The organism is Micromonospora sp. NPDC049523 (genome assembly GCF_040676775.1).
GTDB lineage: Bacteria > Actinomycetota > Actinomycetes > Mycobacteriales > Micromonosporaceae > Micromonospora_G.
In genome coordinates this window covers 108,008-129,936 of sequence record NZ_JBFAPP010000020.1, presented here as the reverse complement: position 1 = coordinate 129,936, position 21,929 = coordinate 108,008, and the positions used below count along the sequence as shown (strand labels likewise).

The window sequence follows — 21,929 nt, the reverse complement described above, 5'->3', positions numbered from 1 at the left end:
ATCCTCGAAATCATGGCCTGAGCAGCCCCGCGGAGCCTCATCCGGCGCAGCGAAGTCGAGCACCCGATCACCAGCGGCCCCGGCGATTTCGAGGTGCACGACGAGCGCTACCTGGACCTGGACCTGGTCGACCACCCCGACATCGAGCCCCTCTACGTCCACGAGGAGGGTGGCGCCCTCCACCCCCTCCTCTGGGCCCGCAGCCTCGGGCGCAGCCGGGTGGTCTACGACGCGCTCGGTCACGACATCGCGTCGTACGAGTCCCCGGGGCTCGTCGAACTGATCGGCCGCATCGCATCCTGGCTCCGGCACCGGGATCGAGCCCGGTCGGTGGGGGCGGGCCTGTCGGCGACCAGTACGACACCCGGCCAGGTTTGGACTTGCGGGTCCATTTTTTCCGAGCCATGGTGAGGGTCAGACGGTCCGATCCGGGCCGGTCACGGCTTTGCCGGATGGGCGATATGGGGGATCAAACGATGAACCACTACTACCTGCTGGGCCGCTCCGGGTTGCGGGTCAGCCGGCTCGCACTGGGCACGATGAACTTCGGCACCGGCGGTTTCCACGCCGCGTACGGCAAGACCGAGGCGGAAGCGGAGCCGATCTTCCGGCGGTACGTCGAAGCAGGCGGCAACTTCGTCGACACCGCGGACTTCTACACCGCCGGGGAGAGCGAGCAGATCCTCGGCCGGCTGATCACGAAGGCGGGTAACCGGGACCGGCTCGTGCTGACCAGCAAGTTCACCAACAGCATCGACCCGACCGACCCGAACGCCAGCGGCAACGGCCGCAAACACATCGTCCGGGCGCTGGAGGCATCCCTGCGCCGGCTCGACACCGACTACCTCGACCTCTACCTGCTGCACACCTGGGACCGGATCACCCCCGTCGAGGAGGTCGTGCACACCCTCGACGACCTGGTCCGCGCGGGCAAGATCCGCTATGCCGGCCTGTCGGACGTACCAGCCTGGTACGCCGCCCGGGCACAGAGCTACGCCGAGGCGCACGGCCTCGCCCCGATGATCACGGTGCAGCTGCCGTACTCGCTGAACGCCCGCGGTATCGAGCCGGAATTCGTACCGATGGCGCAGACCCTCGGAATGGGAATCACCGCATGGAGCCCGATCGGCGGCGGCCTGCTCACCGGCAAGTACCGACGGACCACCACGGGCGTGACCGGTGACGGCCGGCTCGGAAGGCCCGGCTACCCGGTGGCGATCTCCGAGCACGACTGGCGGGTCATCGAGGGGCTCGAGAGCGTGGCGGCGGAGCTGGGCCGCCCGATGGCGCAGGTGGCGATCAACTGGGCGGCCACCCAGCCCGCCGTCGCGTCCGTGGTGATCGGCGCGAGCAGCACCGAGCAACTCGACGGCAATCTCGCCGCGCTCGACTTCGAGATCCCCGCCGACGCCCGCCGCCGGCTCGACGAGGCCAGCGCACCGCAGGTGCCGGGGCCGTACTCAATGTTCACCCCGCAGTACCAGTCCTGGATCGTCAGCCCCGGCCTCGGCATCGGCGACAAGCCGGCCACTTACCACCCGCCGGTGTTCAACGGCGCCGTCCAGTAGGCGCTTCTGGCCAAGGAGGACAACAGCGTGCGGGCCCCGTCGTGATGGGACGACGAGGCCCGCGCGCGAGGATCAGCAGTACAGGTTGTTACCGGCGGGAACGCCGAGGATGCCGACGAACTGCTGGTACCTGGTGACGCGGCTCTGCACCTGAGGCGGATTCCCGCCGTTGCATTCGATCGAGCCGTTGATGCTGCGGATGGTCTCGCCGAACCCGGCCCCGTTGACCATCGCGTTGTGCGGGGTCATGGTGCCTGGCCCGTTCTGGGTCATCCAGTACCAGATGCCGGTCTTCCAGGCCACCGCGGCGTCGTTCTGCACCAGCCAGGGGTTGGTCAGCAGGGGCAGCCCGAGGGCGTTTCCGGCGGCGTTGTAGTTGAAGTTCCAGCTCAGCTGGATCGGCCCGCGCCCGTAGTAGGCGGCCTGTCCGGCGGGGCAGCCGTACGGTTGCCCGGCGTCGCAGTAGTGCGGGTAGTTCGCCTGGTTCTGCTCCACGATGTGCACGAGTCCGCCGGTCTCGTGGTAGACGTTCGCCAGGAACGCGGCGGCCTCCTGGCGCTGGACGGTCGCGCTGCCGGTCCGCGCGAACGCCGAGTACGCGCTGAGCGCGGCGACGAGTCCGGAGTACGTGTAGAAGGAATTGCGCCCCGGGAACATCTGGTTGAACTGCGCCTCGGTGACCACGAAACCGCCGGGGTTGGACGGAGGCGGCGTGGTGGGGGGTTGGCCGCCACAGGTGTAGGGCTCCCAGTACCAGGTGCTGACGATGGGGTCGTAGCCCGGGTTCTCGTGCTCGGCGATGTAGTACAGGCCGTTGGTGTACCGCACGATGCTCCCGGCGGGGTACCAGGTGCCGGCGGCCCAGTTCGGGTAGTTGCAGCTTCCCCCCGGTGGCGGCGTGGTGCCACCGTCGCAGGCGCCGAGGTCCTGCCAGACGCCGGTGGTGCCCGGCGGCGCCTCGTTCTGGGTCCACCACTTCGCCTGGTAGTTGCGGCCGTTGCGGGAGGCCTGGTCGCCGCCCCAGTAGACGGTCGAGGCCTGCCACGATGCAACGCAGGCCGCCGCCGACGCCGGGGTGGACGGGATGATCGCCACCAGTCCACCGGCGACGACCAATGCCGCGAGCGTGACCAGGGCGCGCAGTCTCAACATGTGATCACTCCTTCCTGGATGCCATGGCCGATGACCGGGCTATGCATCGACGGGAGTGACTCTAACATCTTCTGTTCACAATCTTTACTATTACCCCCCGTCCTGTTCACCGACCGCACCACAAGCGTCACCTCGACGGCGAACTCGCCGCATGACTCCGTCGGGGGAACGAAGCCATGCGGCGAGCGGGCGCCCCTACTGGTCGCCGGTGCGGAAGGTGGTGGAGCCGCTGCGGTTGCCGGAGTAGACCCGGGCGGACAGCTCGATGACGGCGACGAGTTGGCTGAGGAACGAGGCGGCGGCGGCAAGGTTGCGTCCGGCCGTACGCAGGGCGGTGACGGCCTTCTCGGCGTCGTCGAGTCGCTGTCTGGCGCTGCCGAGGCGGGCGAGGGCCGGAGGCAGGGCGGTGTTCTCCAGCCGGTCGAGCACGGTGCCGAGCCGGGTGATCTCGCTCTGCAGACGGGCGCGCTTGCGGAAACAGGGGTGCTCGGCGGGCAGCGCGGGCGAGCAGACCGTACGGGCCAGTTCCAGTTCCTTCGCGGTGATGGCCCCCTCGGTGCTGGTGATGTCGGTCTGGATCGCGTCCGCCGCGGCCTGCTTGGCGGCCCGCTCGGTGTCGGCGTCGGTAACCGCCTGCTCGGCCTCAGGGAGGCGGTCGGCGACGTCCTGCTGTTTGTGGCCGAGCTGTTCGACGGTGACCCGGCGACCCAGCTGGTAGGGGCTCGCGCCCAGCCCGAGCCACGCGCCGGTCGCGGCCTCCGCGAGCGAGGTGAGGTCGCCGAGGCCCGGGATGGCGCCGCCGGTGGCGAAGACGAACTGGCGTAGCTGGGTCGCCTCGGGCTCCTGGGTCAGCGCCTCCCAGATGTGACCGAGGGCGACCTCCGTGCTGCCCCGCCCACGCAGTACCAGGCCGAACTCGGCCACCGCGGCCCGGGACTGCGGCAGCGGCCACTCGGTGGCACCCTCCCAGATGGTCATGGCGCGGGTGAGCGAGTTGAGGTCGATCGTCCCGCCGCTGATCGTGGACAGGAAGCCGGCCAGGGCGGTGGCGGCCAGCGCCCGGTCGGTGGCGATGTCGGCGCGTACCTGGAAGCTCTGCGGGAGGTTGTCGAAACAGCCGCCGGTCCAGGTGGCCACCCCGCCGGGCGGGAGCAGACCGAGGGCCGCGGTGGCACCCGGCTGCGGTGCGGCGAGCAGCTTGGCCGAGGCCGAGGTGCGCAGCTCGGCCCAGACGCCGGCACCGGAGGTGACGGTGAGCACGGTGGCGTGCGGGTCGCAGGTCGCGGCCGGGTCGGCGACCGCGCCGGTGAGCAGGCCGTTGCCGAGGCTGTTGTCGACCTCGACGCGGTAGCCGACGGTGACGGTGGCGGTCACGCTTCGCGGACGGTCGTCGACGACGGCGGAGAGGGTCACCCCGTACGTGCCGGTGGCCGGGGCGTCGAACCGCCGCTGATTCCCGTTGCCGATCGGCGTGCCGTCGACCGACCAACGGTAGGTGACGCCGGGTTGGGGGTCGGTGACGACGAACCGCCGGGACAGTGGGGCGTTGGCGACCCGCTGCACGGTGAACGCGAGCGCGGCGGTGATCGTGAACGGGATGATCTGGAGTACGCAGGCGAGTTCGCCGGTGGTGCGGCAGACGGAGACCCGGGCCTCGTACTCGCCCGGAGCCAGATTGTCGACGCGTACGTCGGCGCCCGTGACCGTGGCGATCTCGGCCGGGTCGTCTGCCCTGGTCACCGTCCAGTCGAACCGGTCGGCGCCGTTGACCGGGTTGGTGGCACGCAGGTGCACCGTCGAGCCGTCCACGGCGGCGTCGAGGTCCGCGCCCGGGGTCTCGTCCGGGCAGCCGGCGTTGGTGAGCGCGCCGGGTACGGCGGCACACTCGTCGCGGCTGTCGGGCACGTAGTCGCCGTCGCCGTCGTGGCCGACGACCAGAATCCCTGTCGTACGCGGGTACCAGTGTCCGGTGTCGTCGCTGGCGGCGTAGTCGATGACGTAGAACGACTCGCCGGGCAGGTCGAGTGGGATCACCGGTCCCTCGTGGGGGACGAGGCCACCGCCCCAGAAGTCCGGGAGCCAGCGGGTGACCCACAGTGTCGTCCGGTCGAAGGCGACCCTCGGTGAGCAGACCGGGTCGGTCGCGGTGGTCCAGGAGAAGGTCGCCGGTACGGGTGCGTCCGGCTGCCCTGCGGTCCCGCCGACCTGGAAGTCGATGCACTCGCCGGCGTTGCCGGTGGACGGGTACCAATGCCACTCCAGCGCGTCGGCCCGCGCGGGTGTGGGTGCCACCACCACGGTCGTCACGCAGATCAGCGCCGCCACGAGGGCACGGCAGAGCCGCCGCCAGGACATGAGGATCCTCGTTTCTCCGGCACGCGCCTCCCGGGCACGCACCGGCAGCCGCCAGTCGAGTGACGCCGACACTACTGACGGAGATCTCCCGTGCTGTATCGGCGGACCAGGCAGGCGCGACAACCGATCATCGGTCAGCTTGGCGGATCGAGCACGGCCCCGCCCCTGATCGGTCATCCACCTCGACCCGCGCGACGTGCCCCCGCGCCCGCGAACCCGGCGTCCGGCGGCGAACAGGCGAGTGTCCGAACACGAGCCACGGGTCCCCGAATACGAAACCGTGCGGCATGGGCGCGCGGGGACGGCCGTCGATGGTAACCGGGGAGGGAATGGTCGCCGTTTCGACACCTGTCTGTCGGGCTGGGCACCTGGTTGTCTCGGTGGGGACCGACGAGACCAGGAGGGACCACCCTCCATCCCGATCCTCGTGAAGATCCACCTTTTGGGAGTGTCGAGCAGATGAGCGTTTCCCGCAGGACCCTCCTCGGCGGACTGGCCGCGCTGCCGGTGGCAGCCGCCACCGGTACGTCGATCGCCCCCGGCAGCGCCAACGCGGCGGTGATCCTCAACCCGGCGAACTTCACCCTCGTACGCGGCTCGAACAACGCCACGATCGCCGCCCTCGACGCGGCGCTGCCCAACGTCTCGGTGGACACCGTCCTGAACAACCCCAACCGCACCGCGAGTCCTCGGCCCGCCAACATCGCGCCGTACGTGGGAGGCTTCCTCTGGCAGAGCGACGACGCCGGCACGACCGAGTGGTTCCCACAGGGCATCACGACGAGCGCTGACTACCACGACGACGGTCTCTACAACGGCCGCAAGGTCGTCCTGGTCTCCTGGTACGACAAGGGCGACCGTGGTGTCCGGGTGAGCTTCGTCGACATGACCAACCCGAACCAGCCGGTGTACCGGCACGTGCTGCTGGTCGAACCGTACGGCGGCAGCACGGCGCCCAACTTCAAGGCGCTGGTGGACATCCACGCCGGTGGGATCTTCTGGTACGGCGACGCGACGAACAACTACCTCTACATCGTCGACACCCACAAGGGACTGCGGGTCTTCGACCTCAACCACATCTGGGAGGTCACGACCAACAACGACGAGGGGCCGATCGGCAAGCAGGCCAACGGCACCTACATGGCGCACAACTACCGGTACGTGGTGCCGCAGAAGTTCGCCTACAACGCGATCACGTACGTTCCCGCGCTGCCCGTACGTTTCTCGTTCGTCTCCCTCGACCGTACGAGCACTCCCGACAGCATCATCGTCGGGGAGTACAACGAACTCGGTGACGGCACCCGGCTGTACCGGTGGGGCATCGACGCCACCACCCGGGAGCTCAGGCACACCGCAGGCGTCGCCACCGCGACCTGGGCTGCGCAGGTCGACATCATCTCGATGCAGGGCGCGACCAGCATCGGGAACAAGTTCTACATCTCCCGGAGCAGGGGTCAGAACACCGGCGGCGACATGCTGACCTGGGTACCGGGAAGCAACGCCACCATCCATTCCATCCTGCCGCCGGGTCCCGAGGACGTCTCCTACGACCACAACACCGGCCGGCTCTGGTCACTGAGCGAATGGCCGGGTACCCGCCAGGTGTACGCGCTGAACGCCGCCCAGATCAACTGACCGGCCACATCACCGTCCGTGGGCGGTACCGGCACGTCTGCCGGTACCGCCGCCGGTGACGAGCGCGGGTCAGGTGATGGGTAGGGCGGTCGCGACCGGCCAGGCAACCACCAGGGCGCCGGCCGGGATGGTACGCCACCAGGGCATTCCGGTCAGCCACGCTACGCCGGCCACCAGCAGGTACAGCGCCAGCAGCGCCCCGATCAACGGCGTGACGAGCGCGAGGACGATCTCCACCGGTACGCCCGCCACCCGCACCGACTCCGAGTGCAGGCCACGCCCGGCGTACCCGATACCGAACACCCCGGCCACGAGCAGCAGTACGACGAGCAGCAACCCCGACCGCCACAACACCGAACGGGTGTGCACCCGGTCCACGAGCGAGGGCTCGATCGACATGCGCTGCACCGTACCGGTATCGACGGAAAACCCGGCGGGCCTCTGGCGAATCGCGGCCGGGTCAGGCGTCGCGGCGCGTGGCGGTGGCGAAGAACCGGTGCGCTGGGTCGTCGTAGACGGTGAGGTGCCAACCTGTGTGGGCGGTCGAGCGACGCAGCGGTGTTTCGGCGAGCGGCTCGTCGGGTCGCAGTGGGCGGCCGTGACGGGCGGCGAGCGCGGCCCGGCCGGAGGGGTGGAAGAGCACGAGTCGCCCGCCTGGTCTGGTGATCCGGGCGAGTTCCCGCAGGCCGGCTTCGGGGTCGGGCAGGTGGGTCAGCAGACCCGCGGCGAACACCGCGTCGACCGACGCGTCGGCGAAGGGGAGGTTGCGGGCATCGCCGAGGATCAGTTCGGCGGCGGCCCGTCGCGCGTGCCCCCGGGCGGCGGTGAGCATCTGCGGGGTGAGGTCGAGGCCGATGACAATGCCGTACGGGCCGACCGCGTCGCGGAGAGCGGGCAACGCCCGGCCGGTTCCGCAGCCGATGTCGACCACGACACCGCCCGTCAGGAGGTCCGCCTCGGTCACGGCGGCGGCGTACGCGGGCAGGTCGTCGCCGAATTTCGTGTCCCAGGTGGCGGCCCGGGTGGCGAAGAAGGCTCTTGACTCGCTGAGGTACCAGCGGTCGTGCGGGGCGAGGCGATCGCTGAGGTGACGGATCACCGGCCAGGTCGGGTCGTGCAGGTCGATGACGATGTCACACCCGGGACCGCGCCCGCCGTTCGCCGCCGTGCCGACCGGCGGGGTACGGAGCCAGACGACCACGTCCCACTTCCCGGTGGGCGGGCGGGCGAGCCAACCGGATCCGTCGGCGACGGTGACGCTGTCCGGGGTGCTGTCGGCGCGGCGGCTGTCCTGCTCGGCCCCGGGCGTGCCGTCGCCCAGCCGGGTGCAGGGACGTCCGCTGGCCCGCAGCCTGTCGGCGAGGCGGTCGGCGACGACGGCCGCGTGCGCGACGCCGCCGTCGATCACCACCGACACGGCACCCGGGCCGAGCGCGTCGGCGACGTGGTCGAGGACCTCGACCCACCGCCGGCTCTGCTCCTCGGTCAGGGCCTGCCACGCCGGTAGCGACACCGGTTCACCAGCCATGACCTCCATCATGCAGATGCGGCCCACGTAATGAAACAGCAGGTCGAGGATACGGCCCGATTAGCCAATTAATCCTCGCAGTTGCCACGGACTAAGGTATCCAACGTGACGGCGTTTCGGATCGGTGAGGCCGCCGTCGACGAACTCGCGCCCGGACGTCGGATCGGTAGCAATCGCAGTCGTCACATCCACCACGGTCATGGTGGAGAAGCCCACCTGACCGCCGGTAGTAGAGGGAGGACCAGCTCGTGAGAGCACGACGGTTCCGTACCGCCCTGGCCGCGCTCACCGCCCTGGCCGCGTTGGGTCTCACCGGCTGCGGCGAGGACGCAGACACCGCCAGCCCGCAACCGAGCAGCAGCAGTTCCGGCGTCACCGGCACGATCACCGTGTTCGCGGCCGCGTCGCTTACCGAGTCGTTCACCACCATCGGCAAGGACTTCGAGGCCGCGAATCCCGGCGCGAAGGTCACCTTCAGCTTCGCCGGCAGCTCCGCCCTCGCCACCCAGATCAACCAGGGCGCCCCGGCGGACGTGTTCGCCTCCGCCGCCCCGGCGAACATGAAGACCGTCACCGACGCGGGCAACGGCGACGGCACCCCCACCACCTTCGTGAAGAACCAGCTCGTCATCGCCGTGCCGAAGGGCAACCCCAACGGGGTCACCGGGCTGACCGACCTGACCAAGCCGGACGCGAAGGTCGCCCTCTGCGCCGAGCAGGTGCCGTGCGGTGCGGCGGCGAAGAAGGCACTCGACGCCGCCGGTGTGAAACTGACCCCGGTCACCCTGGAACAGGACGTCAAGGGTGCGTTGTCGAAGGTGAAGCTCGGCGAGGTCGACGCCGCCCTGGTCTACCGGACCGACGCGAAGGCCTCCACCGCCGACGTGGACGGAATCGAGTTCCCCGAGTCGGCGGGTGCGATCAACGACTACCCGATCAGTGTGCTGAAGAGCGCACCGAACAAGACCGGCGCGGCGGCGTTCGTCGCGTACGTGCTGTCGGACGCGGGTAAGTCCGTGCTCACCCAGGCCGGCTTCCAGGCACCATAGCCCGGTGCCCCTCGTCGAAGAACCCGACGTGGCGGCGCGGCCATCGCTGGCCGCGCCGCCACCCCGGCGCAGGCGTACGGGACGGATCCCGGTCGCACTGCTCGTGCCCGCCGCCCTCGGGCTGCTGTTCCTGGTCCTGCCCCTGATCGGGCTCCTGGTCCGTACGCCGTGGACCACCCTGCCGCAGCGACTGGCCGAACCCGGCGTGCTGACCGCGCTGCGGCTGTCGTTGCAGACCGCGACCCTCGCCACCCTGCTCTGCCTCGCCTTCGGGGTGCCCCTGGCCTGGCTGCTGGCGAGGATCGAGTTCCCCGGCCGCCGCGTCGTACGCGCGCTCGTCACCGTGCCGCTGGTCCTGCCACCCGTCGTCGGCGGGGTGGCGCTGCTGCTCGTCTTCGGCCGCAAGGGTCTGCTCGGCGGCTGGCTCGACTCCACGTTCGGCATCACCCTGCCGTTCACCACCACCGGCGTCGTGCTCGCCGAGGCGTTCGTCGCCATGCCGTTCCTGATCATCGCCGTCGAGGGCGCGTTACGCGGCGCGGACACCCGGTACGAGGAGGCCGCCGCCACCCTCGGTGCCGGCCGGTGGACCACCTTCACCCACGTCACGCTCCCCCTCGTCGCCCCCGGCATCGCCGCCGGAGCGGTGCTCTGCTGGGCCCGCGCGCTCGGTGAGTTCGGTGCCACGATCACCTTCGCCGGCAACTTCCCCGGCCGCACCCAGACCATGCCGCTGGCCGTCTACCTCGCCCTGGAGACCGACCTGCAATCGGCGATCGTGCTCAGCCTGATCCTGCTCACCGTCTCGGTGACGATCCTGGCCAGCCTCCGCGACCGCTGGATCACCAGCCCATGACCACGCCCGGTCCCGCCAGCCCGACAGCCGCGGCCGATCCCGCGACCACCACCGCCGAGCCGGTGCTCGACGCCCATCTTGTCGTCGACCGGGGCACCTTCCGCCTCGATCTGCACCTGCGGGTGAAGCCCGGCGAGGTGGTCGCCCTACTCGGCCCCAACGGCGCCGGCAAGACCACCGCCCTGCGTACGCTCGCCGGCCTGGCACCGCTCACCGCCGGGCACGTCACGCTCGCCGGCCGGGACCTCGACCGGCCCGACCGCCGGGTCTGGCTGCCCACCGAACGCCGCCCGATCGGCGTGGTCTTCCAGGACTACCTGCTCTTCCCACACCTGAGTGCGCTGGACAACGTCGCGTTCGGACCCCGCCGGCACGGGGTCGACCGTCGCCGGGCACGGGAGCAGGCCGCCGGCTGGCTCGACCGGATGGGCCTGGCCGAACACGCCCGACGCAAGCCCCGGCAGCTCTCCGGCGGACAGGCCCAACGGGTGGCGCTCGCCCGCGCGCTCGCGGTCGACCCGGCACTGCTGCTGCTCGACGAACCGCTCGCCGCGCTGGACGCCCGTACCCGGCTGGACACGCGCGCCGAGCTGCAACGGCACCTCGCCGAGCATGCCGGGGCGACGCTGCTGGTCACCCACGATCCGCTCGACGCCCTGGTGCTCGCCGACCGGCTGATCATCGTCGAGGACGGCCGGATGGTGCAGGACGGCGACGCCGCCACCATCACCGCCCGGCCGCGTACGGACTACGTCGCCCGCCTCGTCGGACTCAACCTCTACCGGGGCCACGCCGACGGGCACACCGTCCTGGTCGGCGACACCTTCCCGCTGGCCATCGCCGACCGGCACGACGGGGAGGTCTTCGTCGCCTTCCCGCCGTCGGCCGTCGCGCTGCACCCGAGCCGTCCCGACGGCAGCCCGCGCAACACCTGGCCGGCCACCATCACCGGCATCCAGCGCCACGGCGACAACCTGCGCATCCAACTCGACGGCCCGATCGGGGTGGCCGCCGACATCACCCCACTCGCCGCGGCCCAGCTTCATCTCGTACCCGGCCAGGGCGTCTGGGCGGCGGTCAAGGCGACCGAAACCCGCGTCTACCCCGCGAGCGCCCCGTGACCGGATAGCCCAACCGCCCGGCCCGACCAGAGGAGTCGCCATGTTCACGACCGTTCCGCGCAGCCGCCGGATCATCGGCCTGGCCATCGCCCTGACCACCGTCGTCGCCCTCGGTGGCGCCGCCGCCCACGCCGCCCCGAGCACCACCTCGGTCGGCGCCGAAACCGCGGGTGTGACCGTGGACCACCGTCGGGCGGTACGCGTCGACGGGGCGGTGGCCCGTCGGCTGCAGCTCACCCATGCCGACCTCGCCCGACTGCCGCAGCAGACGATCACATTGACGTACCAGAGCGGATCCGGCAGCCAGACCCACACGTACACCGGGCCGCTCCTGCTGGACGTGCTCGACCGGGCCCAGCCGCGCTTCGACGCCCAGATCAAGAACCACAAGCTCCGGCATGTCGTCACCGCCACCGGCAGCGACCGGTATCAGGCCGCCTTCGCCTGGGGCGAGATCGACCCCGACTTCGAGGGCAAGACCGTACTCGTCGCCATCACCGAGGACGGACAACCCGCCGCCGACGGACGGCCGCGGGTGGTCGTGCCCGGCGACAAGCACGGCGGACGGTACGTCTCCAGCCTGGTCAGCCTCCACCTGAGCGCACCCCGCCGGTAACCCCCGCTCGTCGGCGGTCGGGGACTCCCCGGGTTCCACGGGACAGGACCCGACCGCCCTCCGCCGAACCGGCGAGACCGGTTCGGCGATCCTGGGCCAACGCCGAGAGCAGGAGGATTCCGTGACCCACGCCGGGCAGAGCCCCGACCCGCATCTGGTGCCGCACTGGGAGTCGGCGGCGCTGGTCACCATCGACATGCAGGTGGACTTCCTGTCCGGCAGCCCGTACGGCCTGGCCGGCACCACCGAGATCGTGCCGAACCTGCGCCGGGTCACCGATGCCTTCCGCGCCGCCCAGCGGCCGATCGTGCACATCGTGCGCCTCTACCAGCCCGACGGCACGGACGCCGACCTGGCCCGGCGTACGCTGCTCGCCGACGGCGCGCGGATCGTCGCACCCGGATCACCCGGCAGCCAACTCGCTCCCGGCCTGCTACCCACGGGTGCACCGCAACTCGACCACGTCCGACTGCTCGGCGGCAAACCCCAGGAACTGAACCCCACCGAGTACGTGATCTTCAAGCCACGATGGGGTGCGTTCTACCGCACACCGCTGGCGGCCCTGCTCGACGACCTGGCTGTCGACACGATCGTCTTCGCCGGCTGCAACCTGCCCAACTGTCCCCGCGCCAGCATCATCGAGGCCAGCGAACGCGACTACCGGATCGTCCTGGCCACCGATGCCGTCTCCCAGGCGAGCCTCCACGGTTTCCGGGAGGTCGCTGGGATCGGCGTACAACTCCTGACCAGCGACGAGATCACCGCCGCACTGCCCGCCGTCCACTAGGGAACGGGCTGCGCCCGCCAGCGCGTCTGAGCGGTCCGCCGAGATGCCCGAGAGGTCACGGCAGGTTACCCTCGCTATTGCCTGACCGATCGGTCAGGCATACTGGCGGGCGGAGGTGATCGAACGGTGACGCGCAACCACACCCGGGAGGACATCCTCGCCGAGGCCGCGCGGCTGTTCTCGCGAGCGGGCTTCAAGGGCACCTCCTTGCACGACATCGCGGTGGCCGTGGGCTGCTCGAAGGCAACCCTGCTCTACCACTTCGCCAGCAAGGACGCGCTGCTCGTCGCGCTCGTCGAACCCGCCGTCCAGGAGTTGCTGGCCCTCGACGACCGGCTTGCCGCGCTCGTCGGCGAAGACGCCCGAACGGCGGCCGTCGACGGCTTCGTCGACCTGGTGCTCCGGTACCGCCCGCAGGTCACCCTCGTCTACGACAGCCTCCAGCTCACCGAGATCCCCCGGTTCCCCGGCATCGACGCGGTGGCCGAACGCCTGGTACGCGCGTTCGCCGGCCACTCCGCCGACCCGGTCGACGACATCGCGGCGCGGGTCGTCCTCAGCGGGATCTGCACCGTCGTCATCGAACACGCCGACTCCGGCGGCATCGACCTCCGAAAAGCACTCACCACGGTGGCCGAGCGGCTGCTTCCATCCCAACCCCGACCTCGACAAGAAAGTTGACATGGCAACCATCCTCTACCGGCTCGGCCGGGCATCGTTCCGGCGCCGCAGGCTCGTCGTCGTGCTCTGGCTCGTCGTGCTCGCCGCGCTGGGCGGCTCGGCTGCCGCGTTCATGGGTGAGACGTCCGACAAGATCTCCATCCCCGGCACCGAGTCGCAACGCGCACTCGACGCACTCGCCCGCGAGTTCCCGGCCGCGTCCGGCGCCACCGGGGCAATCGTGCTGGCCGCACCGGAAGGGCGGCAGCTGACCGACTACCGTGCCGCCGTCGACGACCTGGTCACCGAGGCCGGAAAACTGTCCGGCGTGGTCGGTGCGGTGAGCCCGTTCGACGCGAGGTCGATCTCGGCCGACGGGCGCTACGGGCTGATCCAGGTGCAGTTCACCGAGCGGGCCGACAGCGTCACCGAGGCGCAGCGCACCGCGTACGAGCAGAGCGGCGCCGCCGCGAAGGCCGCCGGACTGCGCGTGGAGCACGGCGGCGAGGTGATGTCCAGCCAGCCGGAGATCGGCAGCACGGAAGGTCTGGGCGTTGTCGTCGCGCTGGTTGTCCTGCTCGTCACGTTCGGCTCGCTCGTCGCCGCCGGCATGACCATGCTGACCGCGCTGATCGGTGTCGGCGCCGGCATGGCCGGCCTGTACGCGCTCAGCGGGGTCGTGTCGCTGACCAGCACCGCCCCGGTCCTCGCCCTGATGCTGGGCCTGGCCGTCGGCATCGACTACGCGCTGTTCATCGGCTCCCGCTACCGGCAGAACCTGCTGGAGGGCCACGAGCCCGACGAGGCGGCCGGTCGCGCCGTCGGCACCGCAGGCTCGGCTGTGGTCTTCGCCGGCGTCACCGTGGTCATCGCCCTCGCCGGCCTGGCCGTGGTCCGCATCCCGTTCCTCACCGCGATGGGCCTCGCTGCCGCCGGCACCGTCGCGGTCGCCGTCCTGGTCGCGATCACCCTGCTGCCCGCTCTGCTCGGCTTCGCCGGTCGCAAGGTGCTCTCCCGCACCCAGCGCCGCGCCGGCAACGCCGCGGCGTACACCGAGGGCTTCGGGTTCCGTTGGGCACGGCTCGTGATCAAGCTGCGCGTACCCGTGATCCTGGTGGCGATCCTCGGCCTCGGCGCCCTCGCGCTGCCCGCGGCCGACATGCGCCTGGGTCTGCCCGACGCGACCGCGGCGCCGGTCGGCACCCCGGCCCGCGACGCCGCCGACCTCACCAAGGAGGGCTTCGGTGCCGGCTTCAACGGCCGCCTGATCCTGGTCGTGTCGAGCGACAGCCCTGCCTCCACCGCGACCGCGGCGCAGCAGGTCACCACCGCGCTGCAGGGTACGAAGAACCTGATCGCGGTCGCGCCGCCGAACCTCAGCCAGGATCAGAGGACCGCCCTGCTCGCAGTCATCCCCAGCACCGGTCCGACCGAGGCGGCCACCGAGACACTGGTGCACGAGGTCCGGGAGAAGGCCCGTACGGTCGACGGCGCCGACATCGCCCTCACCGGCCAGACCGCCATCGGCATCGACGTCTCCGAGAAGCTCTCCGACGCCATGCCCTGGTACCTGCTCCTCGTCGTCGGCCTCTCGGTGCTGCTGCTCATGCTGGTGTTCCGCTCGATCCTGGTGCCGATCAAGGCGGCGCTGGGCTTCCTGCTCACCGTCGGCGCCACCTTCGGCATCACCGTCGCCGTGTTCCAGGAGGGGCACCTGGCCGGTCTGCTCGGTGTCGACACCCCGGGGCCGCTGGTCAGCTTCCTGCCGATCCTGCTCATCGGCATCCTGTTCGGCCTCGCCATGGACTACGAGGTCTTCCTGGTCTCCCGGATGCGCGAAGACTTCGTACACGGAGACACCCCGCGCCAGGCCACCATCAACGGCATGGGCCACGGCGCCCGCGTCGTGACCGCCGCCGCCCTCATCATGACCTCGGTGTTCGCGGGCTTCATCCTGGTCGAGGACCCGGTCATCAAGAGCATGGGCTTCGCGCTGGCACTCGGCGTCGCCATCGACGCCTTCGTCGTCCGGATGACGATCGTGCCCGCGGTCATCTCGCTGCTCGGCCACGCCGCCTGGTGGCTGCCGGCCTGGCTGAACAAGGCCCTGCCGAACGTCGACATCGAGGGCGAGGGCCTGCGCAAGCAGCTCACCGCCGAACCGCAGCGGGAGACCGTGCACGTCTGACCCACTCGTCACAGCAGCACCTGGCACAACGCGGACCGGGGCAGCGAGGACGTACGCCGACAGGCCGTCCCCGCTGCCCCGGCCGCTCACCCGACCTCCCGATCGGCGAGGCATCATCGGAAGATGAAGATCGGCGAGATGACCGCCCGGACGGGGGTCCCGCAGCGACTGCTCCGCTACTACGAGGAGCAGGACCTGATCACGCCTGGCCGCGACGTCAACGGTTACCGGGTCTACTGCGACCTAGGGGTGGAACGCGTCACCCAGATCCGCGCTCTGCTCGCCGCCGGACTGCCGACCCGGATGATCCGGGACCTGCTGCCCTGCCTGCGCGGCCCGGATCCGACCACGCTCGACAGCGTCGACGCGGCATTTCTGGCCGCGCTGCGCCACGAGGCCGCCTCGCTGGGCACCCGGATCGACGACCTGACCGCCCGGCGTACCGCGATCCTCGAGTTCATCGACGTGATCGCCGCCACTTGACCTTCTCACTGATGTGAGGGGTGGACGCTTCTCTTCCCGCAATCGGAAGAGGAGAACACCACCATGAACACGGAGCAGTTCGCCGAGGTCCGCGCCGCACTGGAGCGGAACCTGGGCTCCGGCGCGGAACTCGGCGGGTCGATCACGATCGACATCGACGGCGAGACGGTCGTCGACGTGTGGGGCGGATATCGGGACGAGGCCCGTACCCGGCCCTGGGAAGCCGACACCATCACCAATGTGTGGTCGATCACCAAACAGGTCGTCGCGGTGGCGGTCCTCATCCTCGTCGACCGCGGCCAGTTGGAGCTCGACGCACCGGTGGCCAGGTACTGGCCCGAGTTCGGTGCGAATGGCAAGGGCGGAGTCAAGGTGCGTCACCTGCTGGCGCACGCCTCGGGCGTCTCGGGCCTGGACGCGCCGAGCCGGCTCGAAGACCTGTACGACGCGCCGGCCGCCGCCGACCGGATGGCCGCCCAGGCGCCCTGGTGGGAGCCGGGCACCGCGTCGGGTTACCACCTGTTCAGCCAGGGACACCTGCTCGGTGCGCTGGTCCACCGGGTGACCGGCCGGACGCTGCGCCAGTTCGTCGCGGAGGAGGTCACCGGCCCACTCGGCGCCGACTTCCAACTCGGGGTCGCCGACCGGGATCTGCACCGCGTCGCGGACGTCGTCCCGCCGCCGCCCGCACCGTTCGACCCGGCGGCGTTCGGCACGGACAGCCCGGCGTACCGCACCTTCACCGGCCCGGCCGTGGCGGCCGGGGACGCCAACACGGCTGGCTGGCGGGCGGCCGAGATCGGCGCCGCCAACGGCCACGGCAACGCCCGCTCGGTCGCCCGCATCCTGTCCGCGCTGAGCCTGGGTGGGACGGTCGACGGCGTACGCCTGCTCACCGAGCGCACCGCCGAGCTGATCCTCGCCGAGCAGACCGCCGGCACCGACCTGGTCAACGGGCTGTACCTGCGGTGGGGGCTCGGTTTCGCGCTGAGCGACCCGCGGACGCTGCCGTGGGTGCCGGCCGGCCGGATCGGCTACTGGGGTGGTTGGGGCGGCTCGATGGCGATCGTGGACCTGGACCGGCGTATGACCATCAGCTACGTGATGAACAGGATGGGCGGCGGCATCCTCGGATCCGACCGCGCGCAGGAGTACGTCACCGCCGCCTACCGGGCCGTGGGCGCCTGATTCACTCCGGGGCGTCGAGTCCGGCGGCGTGGGTGGTTTCTTCGATGACGACGTCGACGACGCGCTCGCGTACGCCGCCGTCGACGTCGAGTTGCTCGTGCAGGCGTGCTCGGATGGTGCGGCGTACCAGGTCGGACGTTGGTTTGGGGTTGTCCCGGCGCAGGCCGAGGTAGACCGTCCAGCCGAGGGTGGCCGCGGCGACGACCAGCTGGCCGATCGCGACCGGGTCGGCGTACCGGTCGCGATCCACCGGTTGGCCGCCTGCGGCGATCGCGAGCTCGACCTCGGCCGGGAGGTCGGGGCCATGGGCGGCGGCGAGGCGCTTGGCGACCGTACGCGCGATGGTCCGGGCTTCCTGCGTCATGGCCCCAACTCCTCGGTCAGGTACGCCCGCACCTCGTCGGGCAGTGGTGAACCGGTCAGCTCCCGCCAGTGCCGTTCGAGCGGTGTCATGCCGACCTGTCGGGCCAGCCTGACCAGGTGCTGTGGCAGTTGGCCGGACCCCGGGTCGGGGAACGTGTCGAGCTGCGGCAACGTCCGGATGATCCAGCGTAGCGCCTCTGTCGGCTCGTCCTGACGCTCGGCCAGCGAGGCGAGCGCACCGTACGCCGACGCGACACCGCTGCGGTTTCCGTGCCGCTGGTTGAGCTGGAGCGCCCGGTGGAACCAGTCGGCCGCGTCCCGCAGCCGGCCGGCCGCGAGCGCGACGTTGCCGAAGCCGAGGTACGAGTCCGCGATGCCCTGCCGGTCGTCGAACCGCTCGGCCAGCGCCAGGCTCTCGCCGTACCACTTCTCCGCCCTGTCCCAGTCGCCGCGCAGGCCGGCGACGTTGCCGAGCTGGTGGAGGTTGCCGGCGGCCAGCCTCCGGTCCCCGCGGTCGTTGTTGATGGTGAACGCGCGCAGGTAGCGGCTCTCCGCCTCCGCGAGCCGGCCCTGGCGTTGCGCGACTATGCCGGACTCGTGGAGTGCAGTGGCGAGTCGCGCGGCGTCATCCTCGCCTTCCCGGATGTCGATCGTCATGCCGTACCAGGAGTCGGCCTCGTCCAGGTCGCCCCGGTCGACCGCGATCATCCCGAGGGTGTGGTACGCGACGGCCAGATCCCGCTGGAACCCGTACACCCGGCAGATGTCCACCGCCCGGCGACACCACCGCTCGGCCTCGTCGAGGCGGCCCTGCTGCCGGGTGGTCTGGCTCAGTCCGTGGTACGCCGCCCCGATCGTCGCCGCCTCCAGTTCGGAACGCGGCTGGTCCGGGTGGGCGTCGAGCACACGACGATAGTCCCGCTCCAGCGCATGCGCATCAGCGGCGTCGGTCAGATGGTCGGCACGCCAGTCGCACACGAGCAGGGCCAACACCGAGCGGATCTGGTCGAGCCCGGGCAGCGGCTCCCGCTCCGCCTCGATGGCTTCGCCGATACGCACGCACCAGCCACGGATCTCGGCGGCGTGACCCCGCGAGGTCAGGAAGGCACCGAGCGGTCCGGCAAGCACCAGCGCGTGGCGCCACAGCCGCAGGTCGACCGCGTAGTCGAGCATCGCACCGAGGTTGCGTCGGTGGTGTGGCAGCAGTTCGAGCGCGAAGTCCGCGTCGCCACCGTCGAGCTCGCCCTGCATCCATTCGGCGAAGCGGGCGAAGGCGTTCAGCAGACTGCGTCGCGCCTCCTCTCGTTCGGCCTCGAAAACCCCGCCGCTGTCGGCCCGCCACCGGTCGGCGAGGTACGCCGGCAGCATCGGGTGCATTCCGAAGACACCGTCGCCGAGCGGGGCCAGCAGACCGGCTTCGGCGGCCTCGGCGAGGATGCCGGCCCACAGCGCCTCGGTGTCGTCACGCAGCCGTGACGGCGTCTCGGCCAGCGCGGAGAACATTTTCAGGACGTCGGCGTCGGCCACGCCGTCGAACAGGCTGAGCGCGACCAGCAGCCGTCGGGCCACCGACGAAAGCCGACCACAGCCGTCGCGAACGGCGGCGGGTGGCTCGACCAGCTCCGGACCTCGCCCGCGCAGGCCGGCGAGCAGCTCGCCGGGCGTGGCGGTGACCAGGGACGGCAGAACCAGCCGCATGCTCTGCGGGTGTCCGTCGAGCCACTCCACCAGCCCGGCGACATCCGGTGAGGCTCGCCGCTCGGCCGCGCCCGGATACGACGCGAGGATCTGGTCGGCGTATCGGGCGGCCTCGTCCTGGTTGAGGTGGGGGACGTGGACGCGCTCCACCATGTCGCCGAGCCATGCCTCCTTCGACCGACTGGTGATGATCAGCCCGCCGGAGCCCCTCTTCACCAACGACAGGAACACCCGGAACAACACCTGGTCGCCCAGTTCGCCCCGCCCCGCGGGCCCGGCCGGCTCCGGTGCCGAATGGACCGAATCGAGGGCGTCCCAGATCAGCAGCAACTGCCGACTGCCCAACAGGTCGACAACGGTCCTGCGCTGTGCCTCCGGGGAGAGCTGGGCGAAGTCCTCGCCGACCACCTGCCGGCCGATTGCCGCTACTGCCCCGGAGAGGTCGAACGGACGGCGGCCCGGCTCGAAGGCGTACCAGATCACCTGCGCTGGGCCCCCGACCGCGCCGGTGTCGCGCCACCAACGCCCGTACGCCTTGGCCAGTTCGGTCTTGCCAGCGCCGGCCGTCCCGTGCAGCAGTACCACCCGGTCCCGCCACGTCGCGATCTCCAGGGTGTGGAACAGCACGTCCCGGCCGACGAACGCCTCCGCCGGGTCCAGCGGTTCGGCGCCGGTCGCGCTGACCGGCCGGGCGGCCGTCGTCCGCCGAAGCCCCTCGAAGCGCACGTCGGCGCGGGCGTAGTGCACCGGCACCACCCAGTCCGCCAGCGGCATCGATCCCGCCGGGCTGGGGCGCACCGGCCGGGCGAACAGTCGCTGCCGGCCCGCGTCGACCGCCTCGGCGACCCGGTCGCCGGCGAACAGGCGTTCGTAGAACGCGGCCATGAACTCGGCCATCGCCGCCGCGTACGCCGAATATGCCATCGCGACGACGGCCGTCACGCCCTCGCGCACCAAGCGGGTCGCGACGGTCGCCTCCAGCTGCGTGCCGAGGGCACCGGACTGGCAGGCGTTCAACACCACGACGGATACGCCCGCCCCGGCGAGCAGCGGACCGATCGCCTCGGCCGGGACACGGTGTGGCCCACCGGCCGGGCGCTCGAACACGAGCACACCCTGTACGGCGGCCGAAGCAGGATCACCGTCCGTCCGCACCATGGCCCCGTGCCCGTCGAAGTGGACGATCTGGAACGGCTCGCCGGCCGTAGCCGCCTCGGCCAGCGCCTCGCGGAGCCGGTCGAGGGTCGGCGGGCGCAGGACGACCAGGTCGACCGCGCCGCGTACGGCGTCGAGCTGCTCCAGTAGCGGACGGGACACCATGCGGAAACCGACGTCGTCGGCGCCGCGCGGTCGGGAGACCACCATCAGGACGCGCAGGCGCCGGCCGCCCCCGGCGTACGGCACCGCGTCGGCCGCGGCAGGGGTACGCCGGGTGATCGTGATCCCGTCGAGTGCCATCGCACGATCACGCGCCGGATCCCGCATCAGCTCCCACGGCAGCCCGAGCCACAGGGGGTCCGCCGATTGCACCACGATCTCCAGCGGCAGATCCTCGGCGCGGACGCGGCGGTATAGCCCGCCCGCCGGCTCAGGGCCGAACAACGCCGCGAACAGCAACTCGCCCCAGCCGGCCAGGGCCTCGGTCACCCGTGCACCGCGCTCCGCGTTGCCACCGTAGGGAAGGCGCAGGTAGTCCTCGAGATACCAGCGCAGCTCCTCGAGCGCGTCATCCTCCAGCGGCCACACCAGCCGCTGGGTCACGGTGGCCGCGTCACCGGACGACGAGATGGTGGCCTGCCCGTCCATGTCGATATCGACCGTCAGACGCTCCGTCACCGGCTCTCCCTCGCCCAGGTGCCCGTTACGAAGCTAGCAATCCGATTCCACCTGTCGAGGACGGCGAGCGTGCGTATCCGCGAGTGCGAGCTAGTCCTTGACGACCGAGCCGAAGCCGAACGCCTCGGCGGGCGTCTGGGCCGCGCCGGCCGCGTACTCCCGCGCGAAGTGCTCCTCGCCGAGCGCGTCGACGGCACCGGTACGCGCGGCCGACAGTTCCAGGGCGTCGTCCGGATCTGGCACCTGGCCGATGGCGGCGTAGGCGCTGTCGGTCAGCCCGATCATCCGCGCGGTGAGTGGGTGATCCCCTTCGGCCGAGGCCAGTGCTGCGGCGGCAACACACAGGTACGGGACGAACGAGTCGTATCCCTCGGAGAACACCCGCTCGCGACCAGCCTCGAACAGCTCACGGGCGCGGTCGAGGTTGCCGAGATGCAGCTCGGTGAAGGCCAGGTTGTGGTACTCGGAGTTCACCATCTCCGGCTGTCCCAGCGCCTGGTTGAGTTCGATGTTGGCGAGATAGAGGTCACGGGCCCTCGGGTAGTCGCCGGACACCCGGGCCACGGCGGCGAGCACGTGCCGCGGACGCTCTTCCAACCGCTTGTCGCCGGCCCGTACCGCGACCTCCAGCGCCTCGGTGGCCAGTTCCTCGGCACGACGCAGGTCGTCGCCGCGGATGGCGACGCGTGCCATGGCGTAGAGCCCTTCCACCTCACCGGCCGGCTCACCGGCCGAACGCGCCCGCTCGACCTCGGCCTGTGCCATCCGCAACACCGCGTCGCTGTCGCCGCGACGGAAGGTGGCGCGCACACTGTCCTCGAAACTCATTCGCTGTTGTCCTTCTTT

At 70.9% G+C, this 21,929-nt stretch carries 19 protein-coding genes; 12 read left to right on the top strand and 7 right to left on the bottom strand.

The features are described 5' to 3' along the window. The first annotated feature begins 39 nt into the window (after positions 1-39). Positions 40-411: a ThuA domain-containing protein gene (locus AB0J90_RS27175; RefSeq protein WP_363600566.1), complete on the top strand. Its 372-nt coding sequence runs from the start codon at positions 40-42 to the stop codon at positions 409-411. Between the two features lie 65 nt (positions 412-476). Next, positions 477-1,568 (top strand): aldo/keto reductase, encoded by a 1,092-nt coding sequence (locus tag AB0J90_RS27170; RefSeq protein WP_363600499.1) that lies wholly within the window; start codon positions 477-479, stop codon positions 1,566-1,568. Positions 1,569-1,640: 72 nt separating this feature from the next. Here the strand turns inward: AB0J90_RS27170 and AB0J90_RS27165 are convergent, their stop codons facing one another. Next, positions 1,641-2,720: a glycoside hydrolase family 19 protein gene (locus AB0J90_RS27165; RefSeq protein ID WP_363600497.1), complete on the bottom strand. Its 1,080-nt coding sequence runs from the start codon at positions 2,718-2,720 to the stop codon at positions 1,641-1,643. Between the two features lie 195 nt (positions 2,721-2,915). Continuing rightward, complete coding sequence (locus AB0J90_RS27160) at positions 2,916-5,075, bottom strand: hypothetical protein (RefSeq protein WP_363600495.1); 2,160 nt, start codon at positions 5,073-5,075, stop codon at positions 2,916-2,918. A 459-nt stretch (positions 5,076-5,534) separates the two neighbouring features. Here AB0J90_RS27160 and AB0J90_RS27155 point away from each other — a divergent pair, with 459 nt between their 5' ends. Continuing rightward, the gene (locus tag AB0J90_RS27155; RefSeq protein WP_363600493.1) at positions 5,535-6,710 is read left to right on the top strand and encodes a hypothetical protein; all 1,176 of its coding nucleotides are present in this window, start codon (positions 5,535-5,537) and stop codon (positions 6,708-6,710) included. 69 nt (positions 6,711-6,779) lie between these two features. Here the strand turns inward: AB0J90_RS27155 and AB0J90_RS27150 are convergent, their stop codons facing one another. Together AB0J90_RS27150 and AB0J90_RS27145 are read right to left on the bottom strand one after the other, a co-directional pair. After that, on the bottom strand, positions 6,780-7,109 hold the full coding sequence (locus tag AB0J90_RS27150) for a hypothetical protein (RefSeq protein ID WP_363600491.1): 330 nt from the start codon (positions 7,107-7,109) through the stop codon (positions 6,780-6,782). Between the two features lie 61 nt (positions 7,110-7,170). Further along, positions 7,171-8,238 carry a class I SAM-dependent methyltransferase gene (locus AB0J90_RS27145; protein ID WP_363600489.1) on the bottom strand — a complete coding sequence of 356 codons (1,068 nt, stop codon included), beginning with the start codon at positions 8,236-8,238 and terminating at the stop codon, positions 7,171-7,173. Positions 8,239-8,486: 248 nt separating this feature from the next. Here AB0J90_RS27145 and modA point away from each other — a divergent pair, with 248 nt between their 5' ends. The 9 genes from modA (at position 8,487) to AB0J90_RS27100 (ending at position 17,186) form a co-directional block, all read left to right on the top strand. After that, positions 8,487-9,287 (top strand): molybdate ABC transporter substrate-binding protein, encoded by an 801-nt coding sequence (gene modA, locus AB0J90_RS27140; protein WP_363600487.1) that lies wholly within the window; start codon positions 8,487-8,489, stop codon positions 9,285-9,287. A gap of 28 nt (positions 9,288-9,315) precedes the next feature. Next, positions 9,316-10,143: an ABC transporter permease gene (locus tag AB0J90_RS27135; RefSeq protein WP_363600564.1), complete on the top strand. Its 828-nt coding sequence runs from the start codon at positions 9,316-9,318 to the stop codon at positions 10,141-10,143. Continuing rightward, entirely contained in the window at positions 10,140-11,264 is a 1,125-nt protein-coding gene (locus AB0J90_RS27130) for an ABC transporter ATP-binding protein (protein WP_363600485.1), read from the top strand. Before AB0J90_RS27135 ends, AB0J90_RS27130 begins: the two co-directional genes overlap by 4 nt. Positions 11,265-11,304: 40 nt before the next feature. Beyond that, positions 11,305-11,880 carry a molybdopterin-dependent oxidoreductase gene (locus tag AB0J90_RS27125; RefSeq protein ID WP_363600483.1) on the top strand — a complete coding sequence of 192 codons (576 nt, stop codon included), beginning with the start codon at positions 11,305-11,307 and terminating at the stop codon, positions 11,878-11,880. Positions 11,881-12,001: 121 nt separating this feature from the next. Next, on the top strand, positions 12,002-12,667 hold the full coding sequence (locus AB0J90_RS27120) for an isochorismatase family cysteine hydrolase (protein WP_363600481.1): 666 nt from the start codon (positions 12,002-12,004) through the stop codon (positions 12,665-12,667). Positions 12,668-12,793: 126 nt separating this feature from the next. Beyond that, entirely contained in the window at positions 12,794-13,348 is a 555-nt protein-coding gene (locus AB0J90_RS27115; protein WP_363600479.1) for a TetR/AcrR family transcriptional regulator, read from the top strand. Between the two features lies 1 nt (position 13,349). Further along, positions 13,350-15,515, top strand: coding sequence for an MMPL family transporter (locus tag AB0J90_RS27110; RefSeq protein ID WP_363600477.1), 2,166 nt, complete (start codon positions 13,350-13,352; stop codon positions 15,513-15,515). 123 nt (positions 15,516-15,638) lie between these two features. Beyond that, the gene (locus tag AB0J90_RS27105) at positions 15,639-15,998 is read left to right on the top strand and encodes a MerR family transcriptional regulator (RefSeq protein WP_363600475.1); all 360 of its coding nucleotides are present in this window, start codon (positions 15,639-15,641) and stop codon (positions 15,996-15,998) included. 63 nt (positions 15,999-16,061) lie between these two features. After that, positions 16,062-17,186, top strand: a complete 1,125-nt coding sequence (locus AB0J90_RS27100; RefSeq protein WP_363600473.1) for a serine hydrolase domain-containing protein — start codon at positions 16,062-16,064, stop codon at positions 17,184-17,186. A gap of 1 nt (position 17,187) precedes the next feature. On the opposite strand, the gene AB0J90_RS27095 is transcribed toward AB0J90_RS27100, so the two are convergent. The 3 genes from AB0J90_RS27095 to AB0J90_RS27085 form a co-directional block, all read right to left on the bottom strand. Next, positions 17,188-17,550 (bottom strand): hypothetical protein, encoded by a 363-nt coding sequence (locus AB0J90_RS27095; protein ID WP_363600471.1) that lies wholly within the window; start codon positions 17,548-17,550, stop codon positions 17,188-17,190. Beyond that, the gene (locus tag AB0J90_RS27090) at positions 17,547-21,083 is read right to left on the bottom strand and encodes a tetratricopeptide repeat protein (RefSeq protein ID WP_363600469.1); all 3,537 of its coding nucleotides are present in this window, start codon (positions 21,081-21,083) and stop codon (positions 17,547-17,549) included. Before AB0J90_RS27090 ends, AB0J90_RS27095 begins: the two co-directional genes overlap by 4 nt. Before the next feature lie 90 nt (positions 21,084-21,173). Beyond that, positions 21,174-21,911 (bottom strand): tetratricopeptide repeat protein, encoded by a 738-nt coding sequence (locus AB0J90_RS27085; RefSeq protein WP_363600467.1) that lies wholly within the window; start codon positions 21,909-21,911, stop codon positions 21,174-21,176. Between the last annotated feature and the right edge of the window lie 18 nt (positions 21,912-21,929).